Source organism: Bacteroides sp. 224, assembly GCF_010500995.1.
In the GTDB taxonomy this organism is placed as follows: domain Bacteria; phylum Bacteroidota; class Bacteroidia; order Bacteroidales; family Bacteroidaceae; genus Bacteroides.
Map to the genome: position 1 here is coordinate 1 of NZ_QVMK01000028.1, position 21,027 is coordinate 21,027.

General features: G+C 39.6%; 12 protein-coding genes and 1 pseudogene. 6 read left to right on the forward strand and 7 right to left on the reverse strand.

Going from position 1 to position 21,027, the window contains the following annotated elements; all coding sequences use genetic code 11:
• The 3 genes and pseudogenes from D0T60_RS12720 to D0T60_RS12730 all read right to left on the reverse strand — a co-directional run.
• Positions 1-228: pseudogene (locus D0T60_RS12720) on the reverse strand (hypothetical protein); the annotation flags it as partial.
• Between the two features lie 97 nt (positions 229-325).
• Entirely contained in the window at positions 326-916 is a 591-nt protein-coding gene (locus D0T60_RS12725; protein WP_163218489.1) for a DUF3575 domain-containing protein, read from the reverse strand.
• A 575-nt stretch (positions 917-1,491) separates the two neighbouring features.
• Positions 1,492-2,472: a phage integrase SAM-like domain-containing protein gene (locus D0T60_RS12730; protein WP_163218490.1), complete on the reverse strand. Its 981-nt coding sequence runs from the start codon at positions 2,470-2,472 to the stop codon at positions 1,492-1,494.
• Positions 2,473-2,768: 296 nt separating this feature from the next.
• On the opposite strand from D0T60_RS12730, the gene purL reads away from it, so the two are divergent.
• The 4 genes from purL (at position 2,769) to D0T60_RS12750 (ending at position 11,643) form a co-directional block, all read left to right on the forward strand.
• Positions 2,769-6,470, forward strand: a complete 3,702-nt coding sequence (gene purL / locus D0T60_RS12735) for a phosphoribosylformylglycinamidine synthase (RefSeq protein WP_163218491.1) — start codon at positions 2,769-2,771, stop codon at positions 6,468-6,470.
• Positions 6,471-6,557: 87 nt separating this feature from the next.
• Positions 6,558-10,523, forward strand: coding sequence for a two-component regulator propeller domain-containing protein (locus tag D0T60_RS12740; RefSeq protein WP_163218492.1), 3,966 nt, complete (start codon positions 6,558-6,560; stop codon positions 10,521-10,523).
• A 2-nt stretch (positions 10,524-10,525) separates the two neighbouring features.
• The gene (locus D0T60_RS12745; protein ID WP_163218493.1) at positions 10,526-11,074 is read left to right on the forward strand and encodes a chromate transporter; all 549 of its coding nucleotides are present in this window, start codon (positions 10,526-10,528) and stop codon (positions 11,072-11,074) included.
• 20 nt (positions 11,075-11,094) lie between these two features.
• Positions 11,095-11,643: a chromate transporter gene (locus D0T60_RS12750; protein WP_163218494.1), complete on the forward strand. Its 549-nt coding sequence runs from the start codon at positions 11,095-11,097 to the stop codon at positions 11,641-11,643.
• A gap of 3 nt (positions 11,644-11,646) precedes the next feature.
• Here the strand turns inward: D0T60_RS12750 and D0T60_RS12755 are convergent, their stop codons facing one another.
• Entirely contained in the window at positions 11,647-13,149 is a 1,503-nt protein-coding gene (locus D0T60_RS12755) for a glycoside hydrolase family 10 protein (protein ID WP_203558338.1), read from the reverse strand.
• Positions 13,150-13,571: 422 nt separating this feature from the next.
• Here D0T60_RS12755 and uvrA point away from each other — a divergent pair, with 422 nt between their 5' ends.
• Positions 13,572-16,340 carry an excinuclease ABC subunit UvrA gene (uvrA, locus tag D0T60_RS12760; protein ID WP_163218496.1) on the forward strand — a complete coding sequence of 923 codons (2,769 nt, stop codon included), beginning with the start codon at positions 13,572-13,574 and terminating at the stop codon, positions 16,338-16,340.
• Between the two features lie 111 nt (positions 16,341-16,451).
• Here the strand turns inward: uvrA and D0T60_RS12765 are convergent, their stop codons facing one another.
• From D0T60_RS12765 to D0T60_RS12775, 3 genes are all read right to left on the reverse strand, one after another.
• Positions 16,452-18,272, reverse strand: coding sequence for a VWA domain-containing protein (locus D0T60_RS12765; protein WP_163218497.1), 1,821 nt, complete (start codon positions 18,270-18,272; stop codon positions 16,452-16,454).
• A 219-nt stretch (positions 18,273-18,491) separates the two neighbouring features.
• Positions 18,492-18,977 (reverse strand): outer membrane beta-barrel protein, encoded by a 486-nt coding sequence (locus D0T60_RS12770; RefSeq protein WP_163218498.1) that lies wholly within the window; start codon positions 18,975-18,977, stop codon positions 18,492-18,494.
• A gap of 1 nt (position 18,978) precedes the next feature.
• Complete coding sequence (locus D0T60_RS12775; protein WP_163218499.1) at positions 18,979-19,212, reverse strand: hypothetical protein; 234 nt, start codon at positions 19,210-19,212, stop codon at positions 18,979-18,981.
• A 353-nt stretch (positions 19,213-19,565) separates the two neighbouring features.
• On the opposite strand from D0T60_RS12775, the gene D0T60_RS12780 reads away from it, so the two are divergent.
• A complete protein-coding gene (locus D0T60_RS12780; RefSeq protein ID WP_163218500.1) occupies positions 19,566-21,023 on the forward strand; it encodes a glycoside hydrolase family 10 protein in 1,458 nt (485 codons plus the stop codon).
• The last annotated feature ends 4 nt before the right edge of the window (positions 21,024-21,027 follow it).

Sequence of the window (21,027 nt, forward strand, 5' to 3'; positions counted from 1 at the left end):
GATCATGGCGGAACACGAGGGTACTACACGAGCATCGATAGTTATATTAAAGGAGATATGTAAGCTGTCATTCTGTTCGCGAAACTCTTTCTGTACGATGTGGAAAGCGCCGCGGAAGTCTTGGGCAAGAGCCTCTCCCCAGCCCTCTCCCAAGGAGAGGAAGAAAAGAAAGAGAAAGGTAAATAGGAGCCTCACTCCGATTGAAGATATATGATTTATTGTTGCCATAATTAGTACATATTAATATTGAAAAAAAGAAATCTTAATTATTAGTCAAATCTACCTTCCCTTCCCCCTCTCCTTTGGAGAGGGCCGGGGAGAGGCTTTATTTTATAATATATATCAGCGAAATAGCTGCCTTCGTTATCCCCACATAATGTTTGTTGTTTTTATTAAGAAGTTCGCCACACTTACGACAGGGGTATTTATCATAGCTGAGATAAGCGTAACCTACACCAATACCTGCTTCTAAAGACCAGCGATTGGAAAGCATCCAATGATATCCGTAGGAAAAGCCTCCACCGGCCAGCCATCCTTCATAACGATACTCTTTCAAGCCACCGCCAAAAGGCAGATTACCTACATTATACTGACCATAATGACCATGGATACCTAAATGGTGACCATGAAAAGGTTCACAAAGCCAGTAGCGGAGTTCGGGTTGAACTAAAAAGTGTTTCCACTTGCGGTTCTCACTAAAAGTCCAAGCATTGTAGTTGGCAGGAATGTCAATAGTGAATTTACGACCCGTTTTAAATTCAATACCCAGATTTAACGTAGCAGTGGCATCATAAAGCAAATTGCTCTTTATTGCAAAACGAGGTGTAGAGGGAATCATTCTACCAGTAGACTCTTGAGCAAACAAGCACAAGGCAGGCAGGAAGAGGGTTAATAATAGGGTTATTCTTAGTTTCATATTTATTCCAATAATAGGCGTTATAAGCGTTTAATAATTGCTGTTTAAGAGGATATTTTGCACATTAAGAACAATTATGTTTGTTGTTGTTGGTCTGCATGTCATAAAATAGTTTATTGAGTTCTCTGTTTTGTCCGTTACTATAACAGTGACGGACATTTCAGGGTAGCACTACCACTGAGGAAGCGGTAGAAAGCATTATAGAATGGTCAAGGCGTTGATTATTTAACCTGAATCATTCATTCTTTTTATATTAAAACGAAAAAACAAGGAGAGAATCCTCTAAGGATTCTATTTGAACACCCTCCCAATGAAGCGTAGCGACTGGGAGGGAGAGTCTACATTGTCTCAAGAGTAATTTCTTATGAATTCGCTCAAATTAAAGGGTGGTTTACAGGTTAATTGTGTTAAAGAAGTATAATAGCAATCCTGGGATTATATTTCATTTGTAATCATATATAACCCTAAAAAAGAACAAGTACTATATATTATGTATATATAAGTAATCAAATCGTAAAATCCGAAGAATAGATCAATTGCCAAGTGATATTTGCCAAATATTTGCGTAATTCAAACTAAACCTTTATGTTTGCACTCAGAAAATGTCCGTCACTGTTATAGTAACGGACATTTTCTTTTTTACTTCTTCCCCCACCTCCTTTAATGGCCAATAATACAAGTTCATTTGCATCTCTTAATACATCATCATCAAAGTTGGCCAGATAAACGCGGGTAACGGTTTCCGTTTGATGCCCCAACGCCTGACTTATATGAGGGGTAGGCACCCCTTCATGATGTGCAATAGTAGCCCAAGAGTGACGGGAAACGTAGGTAGTAAGATTCTCCTCAATGCCCAATGCTAAAGCTATCCGTTTTAGCCTACGGTTCTGGTTACGCAAAGCTGTTTGATACTGTTCATAATCATCTTTCTCCGTCCTGGTAATAATGGGTAGCAAATAAGGACTATCGACCGACACTAAGGATTCATACTTTTTAAAAAGAAGCCGGGCTTCCTTACAAATAGGAGTGTGAATGTACGACTTAGACTTACGCCGATAATAAGTTATGCTATCTCCTTTCCAGTCGGTTTTACGTAAGTAGGCCATATCTACAAAGGAAATACCATGCAGATAGAAACTAAGCATAAACATATCTCGACTGAACTCTAACCCTTTCTTTCCCGACAGCTCACCCTGACAGATTCGCGAAATAACATCGGCAGATAAAGCACGCTTTTCCGTAGGATCGTATCCAGTAAAAACATGAGCAAACAAACGAGGAATATGCTCTATCAAATTTAGCTCCACAGACTGATGATAAATGCTTTGAAGCATACGCATATAGAAAGACACTGTATTACGGAGACGCCTCCGACTAATAAGCCATTGTTCATAACCAACAAGCCATTCTTTGGTAAGGATGATTTCCAGCTCAACATCTTTACCGGCATACAAAAGGATACTTTGAAGGGTGCTCTTGTAAGCTTTGGCGGTGCCACTACGGCTTTCTCTGCGAAGAGATAAAATCAGTGGTCTTACGAATTTTTGTAGTTTCATGATAAAGTTCTTTTAATTGGATATTTGTAATAACAAACAACCAAAACGCAATGAATGTAATTTTAAGGTTTTTTCCAGTTTAAAAGATAAAGAAAAAAAATGAATCGATTGAACAGACTTAAGAAATCTTCCGTTTCAAACCCCGCAAATAACAGAAACCAATTATAATCATTCTCCCAAATGAAAATTTGATGTATTTACCCTAATTAGAACAAACTTTCTTTTATCGAATTCTTTTTTTAGTTACCTTTGCGCGTAAATATAGAACGTAATTCATTACTAACATCAAATACATCATGATCCTTTTCTTTAAAACTCTTTCCAACAGCGTAATTGCAGTGGAATCCAATCATGAAACTTCCCAAGAAGAGAACAAAAAACTTTGTTGGTTATTTGGAGACGCACAAGTCGAAAAACAAGAAAATCTACAAAGTTATTTCATTGGCCCACGAAAAGAGATGATAACCCCCTGGAGTACCAATGCGGTAGAAATCACTCAAAACATGGGACTTACAGGAATCTCTCGTATTGAAGAGTATTTCCCCGTAAAAGATGAAAATGCAGCTTACGACCCGATGTTGCAACGTATGTACAAGGGGCTCAATCAGGAAGTATTTGTAACCAACCGCCAACCGGAACCTATTCTATATATAGAAGATCTGGAAGCATACAATGAAAAGGAAGGTTTAGCTCTTTCTAACGAAGAGATAGAGTATCTGAGAAAAGTAGAAAAAGATTTAGGACGCCAGTTAACCGACTCGGAAGTTTTCGGTTTCGCCCAAATCAACTCCGAACACTGTCGCCATAAAATATTTGGTGGTACCTTTATTATTGATGGGGTCGAAATGGAGTCATCTCTATTCCAGATGATTAAAAAGACTACTCAGGAAAACCCTAATAAGATAATCTCTGCCTATAAAGACAATGTGGCTTTTGCAGAAGGCCCTGTGGTGGAACAATTCGCTCCGGCCGATCATTCTACCTCCGATTATTTTATTATTAAAGACATTAAAACCGTAATCTCACTGAAAGCGGAAACACATAACTTCCCTACTACCGTAGAACCTTTTAACGGTGCATCTACCGGAACCGGTGGAGAAATACGCGACCGTATGGCTGGTGGTAAAGGTTCATGGCCTATTGCCGGAACAGCAGTATACATGACTTCTTATCCCCGCACGGAAGAAGGTCGTGAATGGGAAGAGCTTCTTCCTGTACGCAAATGGTTATACCAAACACCCGAACAAATACTTATCAAAGCATCTAATGGTGCTTCTGACTTCGGAAATAAATTTGGGCAACCTCTCATTTGTGGTTCTGTATTAACCTTCGAGCATAAGGAGAAAGATACTCTTTATGGTTATGATAAAGTTATCATGCTTGCCGGAGGTGTAGGATATGGTACACAGCGCGATTGTTTGAAAGGACATCCCGAAGCCGGAAATAAAATCGTTGTGATTGGAGGCGATAACTATCGTATTGGCTTAGGTGGTGGTTCTGTTTCTTCGGTAGATACCGGTCGATACAGCAGTGGTATAGAACTAAATGCCGTACAACGTGCCAATGCCGAAATGCAAAAACGCGCCAACAATGTGGTTCGCGCCCTTTGCGAAGAAGAAAACAATCCGGTTGTTTCTATTCACGACCATGGTTCGGCAGGACATGTAAACTGTTTGTCTGAATTGGTAGAGGAATGTGGCGGACTGATTGACATGAGCAAACTCCCCATCGGAGATAAAACCCTTTCTGCAAAAGAAATCATCGCCAACGAATCTCAGGAACGTATGGGATTGTTGATTAAAGAAGACGCCATCGACTATGTACGCAAAATAGCGGAACGCGAACGTGCTCCGATGTATGTGGTAGGCGAAACCACCGGCGATCATCGTTTTGCTTTCCAACAAGCAGATGGTGTACGTCCATTCGATCTATCTGTAGATCAAATGTTTGGTTCATCACCCAAAACATATATGAAAGATAATACAGTGGAACGTCATTACGAAAACCCTGTATACGAAGAATCTAAACTGCATGAATACCTTACGAATGTATTGCAATTAGAAGCCGTAGCTTGTAAAGACTGGTTAACTAATAAGGTAGACCGTTCCGTAACAGGTAAAGTGGCTCGTCAACAATGTCAAGGGGAACTTCAATTGCCATTGAGCGACTGCGGTGTAGTAGCATTGGATTATAGAGGCGAAAAAGGAATTGCCACTTCTATCGGACATGCCCCTCAAGCAGCATTGGCAGATCCTGCCGCCGGTTCTATTCTTGCAGTATCGGAAGCTTTGACCAATATTGTTTGGGCACCATTGACAGAAGGATTAGATAGTCTTTCACTTTCGGCTAACTGGATGTGGCCTTGTCGTTCGCAAGAAGGAGAAGATGCTCGTTTGTACACAGCCGTGAAAGCGTTGAGCGATTTTTGTTGTGCATTGCAAATCAATGTGCCTACCGGTAAAGACTCTCTTTCAATGACTCAAAAGTATCCGGATGGAAGCAAAGTAATCTCTCCGGGAACGGTTATTGTATCGGCTGGTGCAGAAGTATCAGACATTAAAAAAGTGGTATCTCCTGTATTAGTGAATGACACTAAATCTTCTCTATATCATATTGACTTTAGTTTTGATGCATTGAAGCTTGGAGGTTCTGCCTTTGCACAATCTCTAAATAAAATAGGTGATGAAGTACCTTGTGTACAAGATGCCGAATATTTCCGTGATGCCTTCCTTACCGTACAAACGTTAATCAACAAAGGTTTGATTATGGCCGGGCACGATATTTCTGCCGGTGGTTTGATTACCACATTGCTTGAAATGTGTTTTGCCAATGTAGACGGAGGTATGGAGATTAACTTTGATAAGCTTAACGAGCAAGACATTGTTAAAATTCTGTTTGCAGAGAATCCGGGTATTGTGATTCAGGTAAAAGACAAAGATAAGAGCGAAGTAAACAAGATATTGGAAGAAGCAGGCGTAGGTTTTGTAAAAATAGGAACTCCAACCGAAGAACGCCATATCTTAGTATCTAAAGATGGCATCAGCTATCACTTTGGAATTGATCACATGCGCGATGTATGGTATTCTTCTTCTTATTTATTAGATCGTAAGCAATCTATGAATGGTTGTGCCAAAGCTCGCTTCGAGAATTACAAGATGCAACCGGTGGAGTTTGCTTTCTCACCTGAATTTAAAGGTAAGCTCTCTCAATACGGACTCGATCCGGAACGTCGCACCCCAACCGGTATTAAAGCCGCCGTTATTCGCGAAAAAGGAACAAACAGCGAACGAGAAATGGCTTATACTCTTTACCTTGCCGGTTTTGATGTGAAAGATGTAACCATGACCGATTTAACCAGCGGACGCGAAACACTGGAAGACATCAACATGGTAGTATATTGCGGTGGTTTCTCCAACTCCGACGTATTAGGCAGTGCCAAAGGATGGGCCGGCGGAATCCTCTTCAACGAAAAAGCCAAAGCAACACTCGATAAGTTTTATGCACGCGAGGATACGCTATCATTAGGTGTTTGCAACGGTTGTCAGTTGATGATGGAACTTGGATTAATCAACCCCGAACATGAGCAAAAAGCTAAAATGCTACATAACGTATCGCATAAATTCGAGTCTATTTATCTGACACTTACCATTCCAACTAACCGAAGCGTTATGTTTGGCTCATTGAGTGGAAGTAAAATCGGCGTATGGTCGGCACATGGCGAAGGAAACTTCTCATTACCATACAACGAAGATAAATACAATGTAGTAGCTAAATATAATTACGATGGCTATCCGGGTAATCCGAATGGTTCCGATCATTCCATAGCTGCACTTGCCAGTGCCGATGGACGCCACTTAGCTATCATGCCACATCCCGAGCGTTCTATCTTCCCATGGCAGTGCGGACACTATCCAACAGATCGCATTCAAAATGATCAGATCACCCCTTGGATGGAAGCCTTTGTTAACGCTCGGAAATGGATCGAGAATAAGAAATAATAAAAATATGAAGCGGGGGTTGTTTACAAACTCCCGTTTTTTATTACTTTTGTTCTATATAGCAGTTTTCCTCTCAACAGATTAATCATGAAAAGAATATTAATTCTATTATTTATCCTTTGCTCATGCTTGTCGTATGCTCAAACATATAAGCATATTGGCGTAGAGAGTGGATTGAGCAGTAGAAAAGTATACTATATTCAGAAAGATCAACAAGGGTATATGTGGTTCTTAACTCACGAAGGAATCGACAGATACAATGGAAAGGAATTTAAACAATATACACTCTCATACAAAGATAAGACATTAAGTTCCCAACAAGACCTTAGCTGGTTATTTCTTGATAAGGAAAATACATTGTGGGTAATTGGAAAAAAAGGCAGAGTATTTAAATACGAACCTAAACAAGATGAGTTTATATTTGTTTATCAGGTACCAGATGTTTCACCAAATAATTCAACACCTGTCACCGCCAGCTTTATTGATAGCAATCAGAAAATCTGGCTATCCTGCGAGAAGACTATTTACTTGTATGATATAAAGGCGGAAAAAGCCACCGCCTTCAACCGCGCCACGCATGGAGATGTTACCTGCATTACTCAACATGATGACACCCACTATTTCATCGGAACCGATCATGGTTTATACTACATAGAGTTAAAGGATGATCAGCTAACTTTCAAATCTTACGAAAGCCTCTCTAACCTGCTACTACAGGTTAACGACCTTTTTTTTGATAAACAAAGTAATCAGCTATTCATTGGTACTTTTCAAAAAGGAATATACATTTTCAATTTCGAAACCGAAGAATGTATATCACCCAGCACCAATATGGTAGATCTTAGCATCACCCGAATCAAGCCACTAAATAATGATGAAGTATTAATTGCCACAGATGGAGCCGGCATTTATAAAATGGATGCGCGAACCCATGTATCTACCCCCTATATAGTTGCCAACTATAACGAAACAAACAATGTGATTGGTAATAATATAAACGACCTGTATGTAGATGGAGACAAACGAATCTGGATTTCGAATTATCCCATCGGAATAACCATCAGAGATGACAGATACACAGAATACAAATGGATAAAACATGCTATAGGAAACAGGCAATCTTTAATCAACGACCGCGTAAACGCACTATTCGAAGATAATGAAGGCGACTTATGGTTCGCTACCAGTAATGGTGTTTGTTTTTATTCTTCTAAAACGCATCGATGGGAATCTTTTCTAAGTTCTTTCAATGCTTCTTTCCAGGGACATAACGACGTATTCCTATCTCTATGCGAAGTAAGTCCCGGCATTATATACGCAGGTGGATATAGCACATTTGTGTATAAGATAGATAAAAACAAAAAAACAACTGAAATAGTTAACCTGCAAGAGCATTACGAAAAGCTATCCATCCGCCCGGACAAATACATTCGTGCCATCGTCAAAGATTCGCAGGGGCATATTTGGATTGGAGGCTACCATAATTTAATACGGATAGATATAGCCAACAACAAAGCGCAAGTCTACCCCAACATTAATTCTATCACCTCTGTTATAGAAAAGGATGCTAACAATATGTGGGTTGGAACCACTAAGGGATTGTTTCTGATTAATAAAACAAGCGGAAACACTCAGGAACTTAAACTTCTGACAGAATCTAACTACATCTATTCTCTTTGTCAGACAAAAAATAACCGGCTATACATCGGAACAAACGGATCGGGACTTCTTATTTATGATATAAACCATTCTACGTTTATACATCGCCATAAAGACAACAGCCCCCTACTCTCCAATAACATCTATACGATTCTTTCTGATGGAGATGACAACATGGTTTTTAGTTCGGAGAGCGGGTTGACACGCTTCTACCCTAAAGACGATGATTTCCACAACTGGACAAAAGAGCAAGGATTAAGAACCAATCATTTTAATCAGAATGCAGGAATCGTTCGTTCAAAAGGAACATTCGTTTTCGGAAGTAGTGATGGTGCTGTAGAGTTTAAAACCGACATGCAGTTACCGCGCAATTATAAATCCAAGATGATATTCAGCGATTTCAAGTTATTCTACGAGTCTGTTTACCCCGGCCATCCTAAGTCGCCTTTAAAAGAAGATATTGATAAAACTCGAACGCTCTCTTTAAATTACAATCAGAATATCTTTTCGCTAAAGGTTTCATCTATCAATTATGATTATCCTTCCAATGTATTATACTCGTGGAAGCTGGCAGGTTTTTATGATTCCTGGAGCCGTCCGAGTCAGGAAAATGTAATCCGCTTTACCAATCTCGAATCCGGCAAATACAAACTGCACGTACGTGCCATATCCAACGAAGACAAAAAGAAAGTTATTGAAGAACGCGAAATCGACATATTAATCAGACAACCTTTCTGGAAAACCGGGTGGGCTATTTGCATCTACCTTATATTAGGAGCTATCCTTATTAGCATAATTATTCGTCTCTCTTACATGAGAAAACAAAGAAGGATTGCAGACGAAAAATTCCAATTCTTCATTAATACGGCACATGACATCCGTACTCCATTAACATTAATCAAAGCCCCATTAGAGGATATCAATGAAAAAGAAAACCTATCCGAAGATGGCAAACGAAACATGGGTACAGCCATACGCAATGTGAATGTACTACTACGTTTAACTACAAACTTACTGAATTTTGAACGCATTGACATCTACTCCTCCAACCTTTACATAGCTGAGTATGAGCTCAATTCATTCATGGGAGAACTGGTTAAGTCTTTCAATTCATACGCAGAAGTTAAAAAGGTAGACTTTATGTATGATAGCAACTTCCGCTTTATGAATGTATGGTTTGATAAAGAGAAGATGGACTCCATTCTAAAGAATATCATCTCGAATGCATTGAAATATACTCCCGAAAATGGAACAGTACAAGTATATGCTTCCGAGAACGCCAACAGTTGGAGTATAGAAGTAAAAGATACAGGTATTGGTATACCCGCCAATGAACAAAAGAAAATGTTTAAAGTACACTTCCGGGCAAGCAACGCCATAAACTCAAAAATTACAGGAAGTGGTATCGGAATGGTACTTGTAGGTCAGATGGTAAAACATCATAAAGGAAAAATTGTTCTTAACAGTGCCGAGCAAAAGGGAACAACCATTAAGGTAACCTTCCCTAAAGGATATGATCAGTACAATAAAGCTCAAATAGCTTCTTCAACCAGCGAGCAAGCCATAAGTTCAGCCTCTGAGTTTATGGATACTCCTACATACAACAATCAATTAAACAGGAGACAACCGGCAAATGGAGCCAAAATTTTGATTGCGGAAGACAATGACGAACTACGTAATTATATGTACGAAACACTTTCTGAAGATTACACTGTAGTAGTTTGTGATAATGGGAAAAAAGCATTGGATATTGTAAAGGAATACAATCCCGACTTAGTGATGTCTGACGTAATGATGCCCGAAATGAGAGGAGATGAGTTATGCCAAATATTAAAGAACGACATTGAAACATCTCACATACCTGTTATGTTGCTCACGGCATTGAATGATGAGAAAAACATGCTGAAAGGAATACAAACAGGAGCCGACGAATACATCATCAAGCCATTTAATATTGGAATATTAAGAGCTACCATAAAGAATCTGTTAGCTAACCGGGCTGTTTTACGAAGCAAATTTGCCAATCTTGAAATTGATACGGTAGATGAAGATATGTGCAACAACTGCACTACCGACTTAGACTGGATTTTTGTGAGTGACTTAAAGAAACAGGTTGAACTCCACATGGATAAACCAAACTTCAATATAGATTTTCTGGCTTCCATTATGAATATGAGTCGAACCAGTTTATACGGAAAAGTCAAAGCTTTGACAGATCTTGCTCCGATTGATTATGTTCGTCACATCCGCTTAAACAGAGCTGCCGAACTCTTAAAAGAAGGCAAACACAACGTAACGGAAGTGGCTGAACTTACAGGATTTAACGATGCCAAATATTTCCGCGAAGTATTCAAAAAACATTTCAACGTAAGTCCAAGTAAATATAAAGGATAGCTATGAATATTTACTTAAAGCTGTTTGGCATCTTTGCCAAGATAGGAACATTCACCATAGGAGGCGGATACGCAATGGTTCCTCTGATTGAGGACGAGATAGTTAATAAAAAGCAATGGATAGCCAAAGAAGACTTTCTGGATCTGCTTGCTATATCCCAATCAGCTCCGGGGGTATTTGCTGTAAATATCTCTATATTCGTAGGATATAAATTGAGAGGTGTTCGTGGAAGCCTTGTTACAACATTAGGTTCCGTACTCCCCTCTTTTATTATTATTCTAGCAATCGCTTTGTTCTTCCATAACTTTCAAGACAATGAAGTAGTAGAACGTATATTTAAAGGAATACGTCCGGCCGTGGTTGCATTAATTGCTGCTCCTACATTCAGTATGGCTAAATCAGCTAAAATAAATAAATATACTATTTGGATACCTGTGGTTTCTGCATTAGCAATCTGGTTATTAGGCTTCTCTCCTATCTGGATTATTATATTAGCAGGAGTAGGCGGCTTTCTTTGGGGAAAGTACCGAAGTAGATCCGAAAAATCATAATTTACCATTTATTGCATCTCATGATTTATCTTCAATTGTTCTATACATTCTTTAAAATAGGCTTATTCGGTTTCGGTGGCGGATATGCAATGCTTTCTTTGATACAAGGAGAGGTTGTTACACTACATGGCTGGTTATCTGCTCAGGAATTTACGGATATTGTTGCCATCAGCCAAATGACCCCGGGACCTATCGGCATAAACTCTGCTACTTATGTAGGCTTTGCTGCAACGGGTAGTGTATGGGGATCAGTAGTAGCTACTTTTGCAGTTACATTGCCTTCCTTTATACTTATGCTTACCATCAGTAAGTTCTTCCTGAAATATCAAAAACATCCGGTAGTGGAGTCTATCTTTATGGGGCTTCGCCCGGCAATTGTTGGGCTATTGGCAGCAGCAGCTCTGGTGCTGATGAATAAAGACAACTTCGGCTCTCCAACAGAAGATGTTTATAGTTTCATTATAAGCATCTGTTTATTTCTGGCCGCCTTCATTGGCACCCGTCATTTTAAAATCAACCCGATATTGATGATTGTAGTGTGTGGATTGGCAGGGTTTGTTTTGTATTAAGAATTAGAGTTTAATCTTTTTAGACTTATTCTTCGATTCATTATGAATCCTATCCAACGCCGTAACTACATACTGATACTTTGTTTTTCCATCATCATAAGGCAATTTATAGAATGTATTACGAGTAATAGCTACAATATGTGAAGGATCGTCCATATCTACTTTCTCTTTTTTGTTGAAACGGTAAACTACATATTGCACTGCTTTATCCATTTCTTTTTTGGCTTTAGGCGCAGTCCAGAAAAGAATATATCCATCTTCTGTCCACACCGGTTTTAGCTTGCGCACTTTGCCCGGAGCTTTATCATCCATAAATTCAAAAACAGGCATTAGTGCCGGATACTTATGATATTCCTGAATCAAGACATCTCTGTAACGCCCCGGATTATCAATCACAGAACTTGCCGGCCATTGGCAACTTCCCCCAATGGTTCGATAAGAACGTTGTAGTGCCATCTTCCGCGGCAACTGATGTATGGCCGGATTCTTCGGATCTGCATTCTGCACCGTATTCATAACAGAATGACCAATAAACAAAGGTCTGTTTTCGGCATTACGCGCCCACCAATGAATAAGAGTTTCATAGTCGGCAGCCGGGTGACCGATATGCCAATAAATCTGCGGAATATTATAATCTATCCAACCCTCGCGTGCCCAAAGTAAAACATCAGCATAAAGATCATCGTAATTCTGTAACCCGTTTGTTTTGCTTCCCATTGGATCTGTTTTCTCATTGCGATAAATGCCAAACGGACTAATTCCAAATTTCACCCACGGCTTAATCTCTCTTACGGTCTTGTGAATCTGTTTAATCAGCACATTTACATTATTACGACGCCAATCCGCCTTGCTCTGAAACCCACTTCCATAGCGAGAAAAGCTTGCATTATCGGGATAATCAACTCCGGCAACAGGATAAGGGTAGAAATAATCATCTATATGTATAGCATCCACGTCATAACGAGAAACAATATCAGTTACAATCTGACAAATATACTTGCGATTCTCCGAAAGTGCAGGATCGAAAAACAACTTATTATCATACACAATAAATCTTTCCGGATGTTTATTATAAATATGGTTTTGAGCCAATTGAGTTGATAAGTTTGTTTTCGCCCGATAAGGATTTATCCAGGCATGAAACTCCATGTTTCGTTTATGACATTCTTCAATCATAAACTGCATAGGGTCCCAATATGGAATGGGGGCTTTTCCTTGTACCCCGGTTAAGAAGCGGCTCCAAGGCTCATAAGATGATTCGTACAAAGCATCTGCCTCCGGACGCACCTGAAAAATAATAGCATTAATGCCCGCCTGTTGCAAAGAATTCAACTGACTAATCAAAGTTCGTTGCATCTTCTCGGTAGACATTCCCTGAAACTGACCATTTATCACTTGAATCCATGCCCCGCGAAACTCTCGTTTAGGATGTTGTTGAGCGAAAATAATAAGAGAAAAAGCCAAAAATGTTAATGTGGTAAATAATCTGAGTTTCATGATTTGCATTCTTTCTGATTGGACAACAAAGATAACATCAACTAACCGTTTTTACCCCATCTTCGTTGAACAAATTTCCTCTGTGGTATCTTTTTGATTACTTAAGCAAGGTTTTGCCACGGCCGTAACGAGGTTTTGCCACGGCCGTAACGAGATTTTAACGCGGCCGCAACAAGAATTAGCCACGGCCGTAACAAAACTTTGCCGCGGCCGTGGCAAAACCTGGCATAAGAAGCATCATGTATGTGCTAAAACCATGCGGCGAATGAATTTTGTTCATTAGAAAACAATTATAGATTATTCCATAAAATTTGGGAACGCTTTCTAAACTTTTATTTGCCATTGAGAAATCCTTAATTGATTTATTAATAGTAACTTTGCATTCCGAAAATAAGTTTTGACTTAGAACTTAAAGAAGCCACATAAAGAATATGTCAGAAAGCAAATATATAAGCATCAAAGGAGCCCGGGTAAATAACCTGAAGAATATTGACGTAAACATACCAAGAAACAAATTAGTAGTCATCACCGGGCTTTCCGGTTCAGGAAAGTCGTCGTTAGCTTTCGATACGCTTTATGCAGAAGGCCAACGCCGATATGTGGAAAGCCTTTCTTCATACGCCCGTCAGTTTTTGGGACGTATGAGCAAGCCGGAAGCTGATTTCATCAAAGGAATTCCTCCCGCCATTGCGATAGAACAAAAAGTAAACAGCCGCAACCCGCGTTCTACGGTAGGAACCAGCACCGAAATTTATGAATACCTTCGTTTACTATATGCCCGTATAGGAAAGACTTTCAGTCCCGTTAGCGGACAAGAAGTTAAAAAGCACAGTACGGAAGATATTGTAAACTGTATGCTTTCCTATCCGGAAGGAACCCGATATACCATTCTCACCCCTTTTCGTTTGAGAGATGACCGAACCTTGCAACAACAATTGGACATTGACTTAAAGCAAGGGTTCAACCGTATTGAAGTAAACGGAACCATTGTTCGTATTGAAGACTACACTCCTAAGAAAAAAGATACTATCCATTTGTTAATAGACCGTATGTCTGTTAATAATAGCAAAGATGCTATCAGCCGTCTTGTAGACTCTGCCGAGACTGCCATGTACGAAGGAGATGGTACATGTATGCTCCGTTTCTATCTGCCCGATGGTACAGATAAATTGCACTCTTTCAGTACTAAGTTCGAAGCAGATGGTATTACTTTCGAAGAACCGAACGACCAAATGTTCTCTTTCAACTCTCCTATCGGAGCCTGTCCGGAGTGCGAAGGATTCGGTAAAGTGATTGGCATCGACGAACATTTAGTAATTCCCAACCGTGCACTTTCGGTATACGATGGAGCCATTGTATGCTGGCGTGGAGAAGTAATGGGCGAGTGGAAAGAAGAGCTTATTCATAATGCCTACAAATTTGATTTCCCCATATTTACTCCTTATTTCGAACTGACTTCGGAGCAACGCAGAATACTATGGGAAGGCAATAAACATTTCCATGGCATCAACGACTTCTTTAAGATGCTACAGGAAAACCAATACAAAATACAGTATCGTGTGATGTTGGCACGTTATCGTGGAAAAACGATTTGCCCCACATGTCATGGCACACGTTTAAAACCGGAAGCAGGCTATGTACATGTAGGAGGAAAAAGTATCAGCGAACTGGTTGATCTGCCAATCACAGAATTGCAAGCATTCTTTCAGGCATTGGATTTGAACAAACACGATGCATCCGTTGCGAAACGAATACTAACCGAAATCAATAGTCGTATTCGTTTTCTGGTAGATGTTGGTTTAGGTTATCTTACTCTCAATCGTCTCAGTAACTCGCTCTCGGGAGGGGAAAGCCAACGAATTAACCTGGCAACATCCTTAGGAAGTAGCCTGGTAGGAAGCTTGTATATACTCGACGAGCCAAGTATAGGATTACATAGCCGCGATACTGATAAATTAATCCGCGTATTACGTCAACTACAAGAACTCGGAAATACTGTGGTAGTGGTAGAACACGATGAGGAAATTATCCGAGCCGCCGACTATATCATCGACATAGGCCCCGATGCCGGACGCTTAGGAGGGCAAGTTGTATACGAGGGAGATATGAATGATCTTCAAAAAGGAAGCAGCAGTCATACTGTACATTATTTACTCGGAGAAGAAGAAATCCCCGTTCCTGCCCATCGACGTCCATGGAATAATTACATTGAAGTAAAAGGCGCGCGCGAAAACAATCTGAAAGGTGTTGATGTGCGTTTTCCTCTGAATGTAATGACAGTAGTTACCGGCGTTTCCGGATCGGGAAAAAGTACCTTGGTTCGGGATATCTTTTATCGTTCTTTGAAACGGGAACTCGATGAATGCAGCGACCGCCCCGGAGAACATCTAAGTATTACAGGAGATATCAAGAGCCTGAAGAACGTAGAATTTGTTGATCAAAACCCCATAGGAAAGTCCAGTCGCAGTAACCCGGTGACCTATATCAAGGCGTATGATGAAATCAGAAAGTTATGGGCTGAACAGCCTCTGGCTAAACAAATGAATTATACGCCCGGACATTTCAGTTTCAATAGTGAAGGTGGGCGATGCGAAGAGTGTAAAGGAGAAGGTACCGTTACTGTAGAAATGCAATTTATGGCCGACCTTGTATTGGAATGCGAATCATGTCATGGAAAGCGATTCAAAAGCGATACGCTGGAAGTACAATTCCATGGCATAAGCATTTACGATGTATTGGAAATGACCATCAACCAAGCCATTGAATTCTTTACTGAACATAAGCAGAAAAAGATCATCAAGAAACTCACTCCATTGCAGGAGGTAGGATTGGGATATATTAAACTCGGACAATCTTCTTCTACACTTTCAGGAGGCGAAAATCAACGTGTTAAATTGGCCTATTATTTAAGTCAGGAGAAAGCCGACCCTACTTTATTTATATTCGACGAGCCAACTACGGGATTGCATTTCCACGATATCCGCAAATTACTGGAAGCCTTTGACGCGCTGATACGTCGCGGACACTCTATCCTTATTATCGAGCACAATATGGATGTTATTAAATGTGCAGATTATGTGATAGACCTTGGCCCTGAGGGAGGAGACAAAGGAGGAAACCTGGTTGCCGCAGGTACGCCGGAGGAAGTGGCGAAATGTGAGGGAAGCTATACGGGAGAGTTTTTGAAAGAAAAGTTATAGGGAGATAATAAACACAGAGGCACAAAGACACAAAGAAATATATAACTTCAAATTAAAATCTTTGTGTCTCTGTGTTCTGAATGTTAACACAAATATGAATACTATTTATTATCATTTACCCAATCCCTCCAAAATCAGATCAGCCTTCTCTTTACTCAACTTACCTCCCTCATATACAAACTCTTCCGACATATTCTCCCGGATATGTGCATATATATGGAGAAGTACCTCATTTAGTTCTTCATTATTCATGACCCGGTAATACATTCCCCCTGTATTTTCCGCAAGTTCTGTATATAAGTTATCATCTATTTCTGTTGGAATGGTAATAAGTCGTTTCCCCATCGGCGTAGATACCTGTGCAGAAGCCTCTTTGGGTTGGGAAACCCCTACAATGTATAAACGGATATGATGTTTTCCTGCTATTTCGGCAGCCGTTCGAGGAGAAATAGCTCCCGAATTATTATTCCCATCTGTAAACAGAATGATGTATTTACGAGTATTCTCACCTTTTAAAAGATTGTAGGTAGCAACCAGCATACTACTCCCGACAGCAGTTCCATCAGACAAGTTAAGACTATCAACCCGAGAAATACCAGTAGAGAATTCCTCCGGATTATCAGTAAGTTGACAAGAGACAGCTGCCTCCTGAGCAAAAGACACAACTCCCCTTCGAGAACCTCCCTGATTAATACTATCTGATTTAAGCAACGTTTTAACTCCTTCCAGACGAGTGGGCTTAATATCTTCTGCAAGCATTGTTACAGAAACATCCACTACATACATCAAATCTGCTTTTAGGGTTTCAGAGAGTAAAGACGTTGTATCATTTTTTTTCAAACCCTCCAATAGAGGAAAAGTAAATACTGCACCTACCAGCAACAAAGCCATTCCCACCAGATAAGGGAAATGCGAAATTTGCTTTCGCCTCAACTTACTGACATAAAGTATCAAAAGACATGTAAATAGTAGCAGAAAAGAATAAAACAGAATATTCTTATAGTTAATGGGGGTCTTATCTATTTTTTCTGCTATTTCGGAATGTTCAACGTGAGCAACTGTGCTTACTGACTGGACAACAAGATCACTTACAGTCAGAGAAAAATCTGTATCCGCTTCACACTGATAAGTTTCCAACTTGGAATCAAAATAAACAAATCCGGGCAATCGAAGTTCCAATGGACCAACCTGTTTGGGAATCACTGTATAAATAATAGTTCGACTACCGGACATTCCCTTGTCATCAACTTTTAGATCCTTTTCTCCAAAGGAGGTTAGAATCTCTACTTCTTTGGAAGCTTTGATTTCAGGCAGACGAATTAATTCGAGATTACCTGTACCAGAAACCTCCACTGCAATTTTCACAGAGTCTCCCACCTGAATGGTAGTACTATCCACATCCATCACAACCGAGGTCTTAAAACTACCCACTGCCCCAGTAAATAATGCAGGCGCTCCTTCTGGTAAGGGCTTAACAGGTATATAACACAACTGACTACTGCTTTTCACCTCTTTATCAATCATTACCGGATAATTATAGGGCCCATGAACTTGCCCACTTTTTATGCGAGCATTCAACGTAAACTCTGTTTTCTCAATAGTCAATGTATCAGCATAAAGTGGAAAGAGTTGGTATTGTGCAGCTACTAATGTTTTATAATTCCGATTATTATACCTTTCCGATTGTGCCTGCCGATAATGAGGTAAGGCTATCTGTTTTTTCATGAAATCATCAAAATCCGGAAATCGAAAATCAACATCACTCATATCGCAATCGGCATACAATTTATAGGTAACTAACAAAGGTTCATTCTCATAAACTGTTGGTTTGGAAAGAAACACTTTCATAAATATGGATGGAGAGGTAGTTTCCTGAGTATATAGATTTAAAGTCAATATAAGAAATAATAATAGAAAAGAGTTTTTTTTCATTGTGTGTGTTTGAGAATGTGTTATTTCAAGGTATAAATACCTCATATAAAAATTGTTGCTGTCACTAAAAAAAACGGTTACCACTTTTGCTTTTAGTGGTAACTATCGACAATCTAAATGGTAACCATTTTTTAATTTTATGTTCGCTACAAGCTTTGTAGAGGTATATTTTCTAAATAAAACCAGCACAGGCTTTTGATAAGTCTATAAATAGTTTTTTTAGAAATAAATTCCAAATCCCACCTTCAGTCCAAAACGTGTATAATCACTGTCTTTCAGACTCAAATCGCAATATACGGCAGGCTCAACGGTTACAGTTTTGGTGATAAAGAAAGCATAACCCACTTCTCCGCTGACAGCAAAGTCGGTTACTTTCTTGCTATAATCCGGATCAAAACGATTCATTTTAAGCCCGGCTCCAGTGTATAGACCTATCTTATCAAAATAATAACGACCGCCCACACCCAGACTGTAAACATCTTCATTTTTTGCCCACTCAGCACCTAAGTTCACTAAAAGAGCCACATTATCTACTAAAAATGCACCAGCTAAGGCATTAAAACCAAAAGTGGTTTTAGTGTTCTTGTTGTACGATAAATCCAATCCGGTTAATGAAGGATTTACGACCCACTTTCCATGCTCAAATTGTGCCTGCGCGCTAATAGAAGCTACTAACAAGCAAGCAATAAACATTAATTTTTTCATTTTAATCTGTTTTTAGTTTGTCTTTATTATCTTCCTTACGCTTTTGTTTGAATTGCTCTTTTTTTCTCAGCACTAACCATAATACCAATACAATAACATAAGAGGCACCGAGTGTAACGTATTTCTCCGTACTTCCGATCTCTGTGTTACGCGGTAAAAAGTAAACAGCCATTGCTGTGACATAAATCAACAATGCCAAAGCGACCCAGGTAGATTTTCTTATTTTTTTTCTCATAAATATTTCGAGTTATATTTCTTTTTCCAAACAATATACCAGAAGTTCAGGACCCTCTTTATATACAGGCAAATGTAGCATAAACGAGCGAATAACACAAAAAGAGGGTTAACTTATTTCGTTTAAAAATATAAAAGGGATATATTCACCACAGAGGACACAGAGGCCACAGAGTTTCAATATAATATTTATAATTAAGAATTTATATTATTCTCTCTGGGTCCTCTGCACCCTCTATGCTGAATATTATTTATAAATCAACTATTTTTATGTACATTTGTCCTCATTATTGGCTCCAATCATCATAATCAATTCTAAAAGAACCAATAGCAGAACTTATTTGTTTATAAAGGATGCGTAACTATATATTTCTTTTTCTCGTTTTATCAGTTCTTTCGCTCCATGCTCAACCTAAGCATGAGGTGCGCGCAGCATGGGTTACCACTGCTTATGCCCTCGATTGGCCAAAAACCAAAGCTACCTCCCCTTCGGGAATACAAAAGCAAAAGGCTGAATTAATTGACATCCTAAACAAGTTATACGAGGCTAACTTTAATACCGTTTTGTTTCAGACACGTACGCGAGGAGATGTATTCTATCAGTCTTCCATTGAGCCTTACAGCGCTATGCTTACCGGGCAAACAGGGAAAAATCCGGGATACGATCCGTTAGCTTTTGTTATTGAAGAATGCCACAAAAGAGGGATGGAATGCCATGCCTGGATAGTTGCCATACCATTGGGAGATCAGAACCATGTAAAATCATTAGGTAAACAAGCAATTACGCAGAAGCAACCTGCTATATGCTCCTCTTACAAAAAAAGCTGGTATTTGAATCCCGGGCACAAAGAAACTAAAGAATATTTATTCAGAATAGCTAACGAGATAATCACTCATTATGATATTGATGGCATTCATCTTGACTACCTGCGTTATCCGGAAAATGCTCCCAACTTTCCCGATACGAAAGAATTTCGCAAATATGGTGCCGGGAAAAACATCAAGCAATGGAGACGAGATAATATAACAGAAATTCTACGCCATATATATAAAGGTGTAAAACAGAAGAAACCGTGGGTAAAAGTCAGTACTTCTCCGGTTGGCAAATATCGCGATACCGGTCGTTATCTCTCGGGAGGTTGGAATGCCTATCATGCTGTTTATCAAGATGCACAGGGTTGGCTGGCAGAAGGCATTCAAGATCAGATCTACCCTATGATGTATTTCCGTCAAAATCATTTCTACCCTTTTGCTTTAGACTGGCAGGAAAACTGCAACGGACGTCACATCATTCCCGGATTAGGCATATATTTCCTTGACCCCAAAGAAGGTAACTGGAAACTGGAAGACGTAGAACGTCAGATCAATTTTACCCGTAAAAATGGATTGGCCGGACAAGCTTATTACCGCGTACAGCACCTGATGAATAATACGCAGGGTCTATACGATGAACTTAACGAAGTATATTATGATACCCCCGCCTTGCAACCTCCCATGACCTGGTTAGACAATACTCCCCCAACCTCCCCCACTCACATCCGTGTTGTGAATAAAAAGGGGTATATAACACTTCATTGGACAGCCTCAACCGACAATGACTCCCACAATGCTCCACGTTATGTGATTTATGGTTCCAATGAATATCCGGTAGATATTTCAAAACCATCTAATATCCTTGCTACTGCTGTTCGGGAAACTGAATATACGTATGCCCCTGTCTTCCCCTGGGAAAGAAAAACATGTTATGCAATTACTGCTATTGATCGATATGGCAATGAGAGTGATCCTGTACAGATAATGATTCAGGATTAACCGA

Coding starts and splice junctions, on each gene's coding strand:
- D0T60_RS12745 (WP_163218493.1), top strand. CDS start 10,526: ATGAATATTTACTTAAAGCTGTTTGGCATCTTTGCCAAGATAGGAACA.
- D0T60_RS12775 (WP_163218499.1), bottom strand. CDS start 19,212: ATGAGAAAAAAAATAAGAAAATCTACCTGGGTCGCTTTGGCATTGTTG.
- purL (WP_163218491.1), top strand. CDS start 2,769: ATGATCCTTTTCTTTAAAACTCTTTCCAACAGCGTAATTGCAGTGGAA.
- D0T60_RS12765 (WP_163218497.1), bottom strand. CDS start 18,272: ATGAAAAAAAACTCTTTTCTATTATTATTTCTTATATTGACTTTAAAT.
- D0T60_RS12755 (WP_203558338.1), bottom strand. CDS start 13,149: ATGCAAATCATGAAACTCAGATTATTTACCACATTAACATTTTTGGCT.
- D0T60_RS12730 (WP_163218490.1), bottom strand. CDS start 2,472: ATGAAACTACAAAAATTCGTAAGACCACTGATTTTATCTCTTCGCAGA.
- D0T60_RS12740 (WP_163218492.1), top strand. CDS start 6,558: ATGAAAAGAATATTAATTCTATTATTTATCCTTTGCTCATGCTTGTCG.
- D0T60_RS12750 (WP_163218494.1), top strand. CDS start 11,095: ATGATTTATCTTCAATTGTTCTATACATTCTTTAAAATAGGCTTATTC.
- uvrA (WP_163218496.1), top strand. CDS start 13,572: ATGTCAGAAAGCAAATATATAAGCATCAAAGGAGCCCGGGTAAATAAC.
- D0T60_RS12725 (WP_163218489.1), bottom strand. CDS start 916: ATGAAACTAAGAATAACCCTATTATTAACCCTCTTCCTGCCTGCCTTG.
- D0T60_RS12780 (WP_163218500.1), top strand. CDS start 19,566: ATGCGTAACTATATATTTCTTTTTCTCGTTTTATCAGTTCTTTCGCTC.
- D0T60_RS12770 (WP_163218498.1), bottom strand. CDS start 18,977: ATGAAAAAATTAATGTTTATTGCTTGCTTGTTAGTAGCTTCTATTAGC.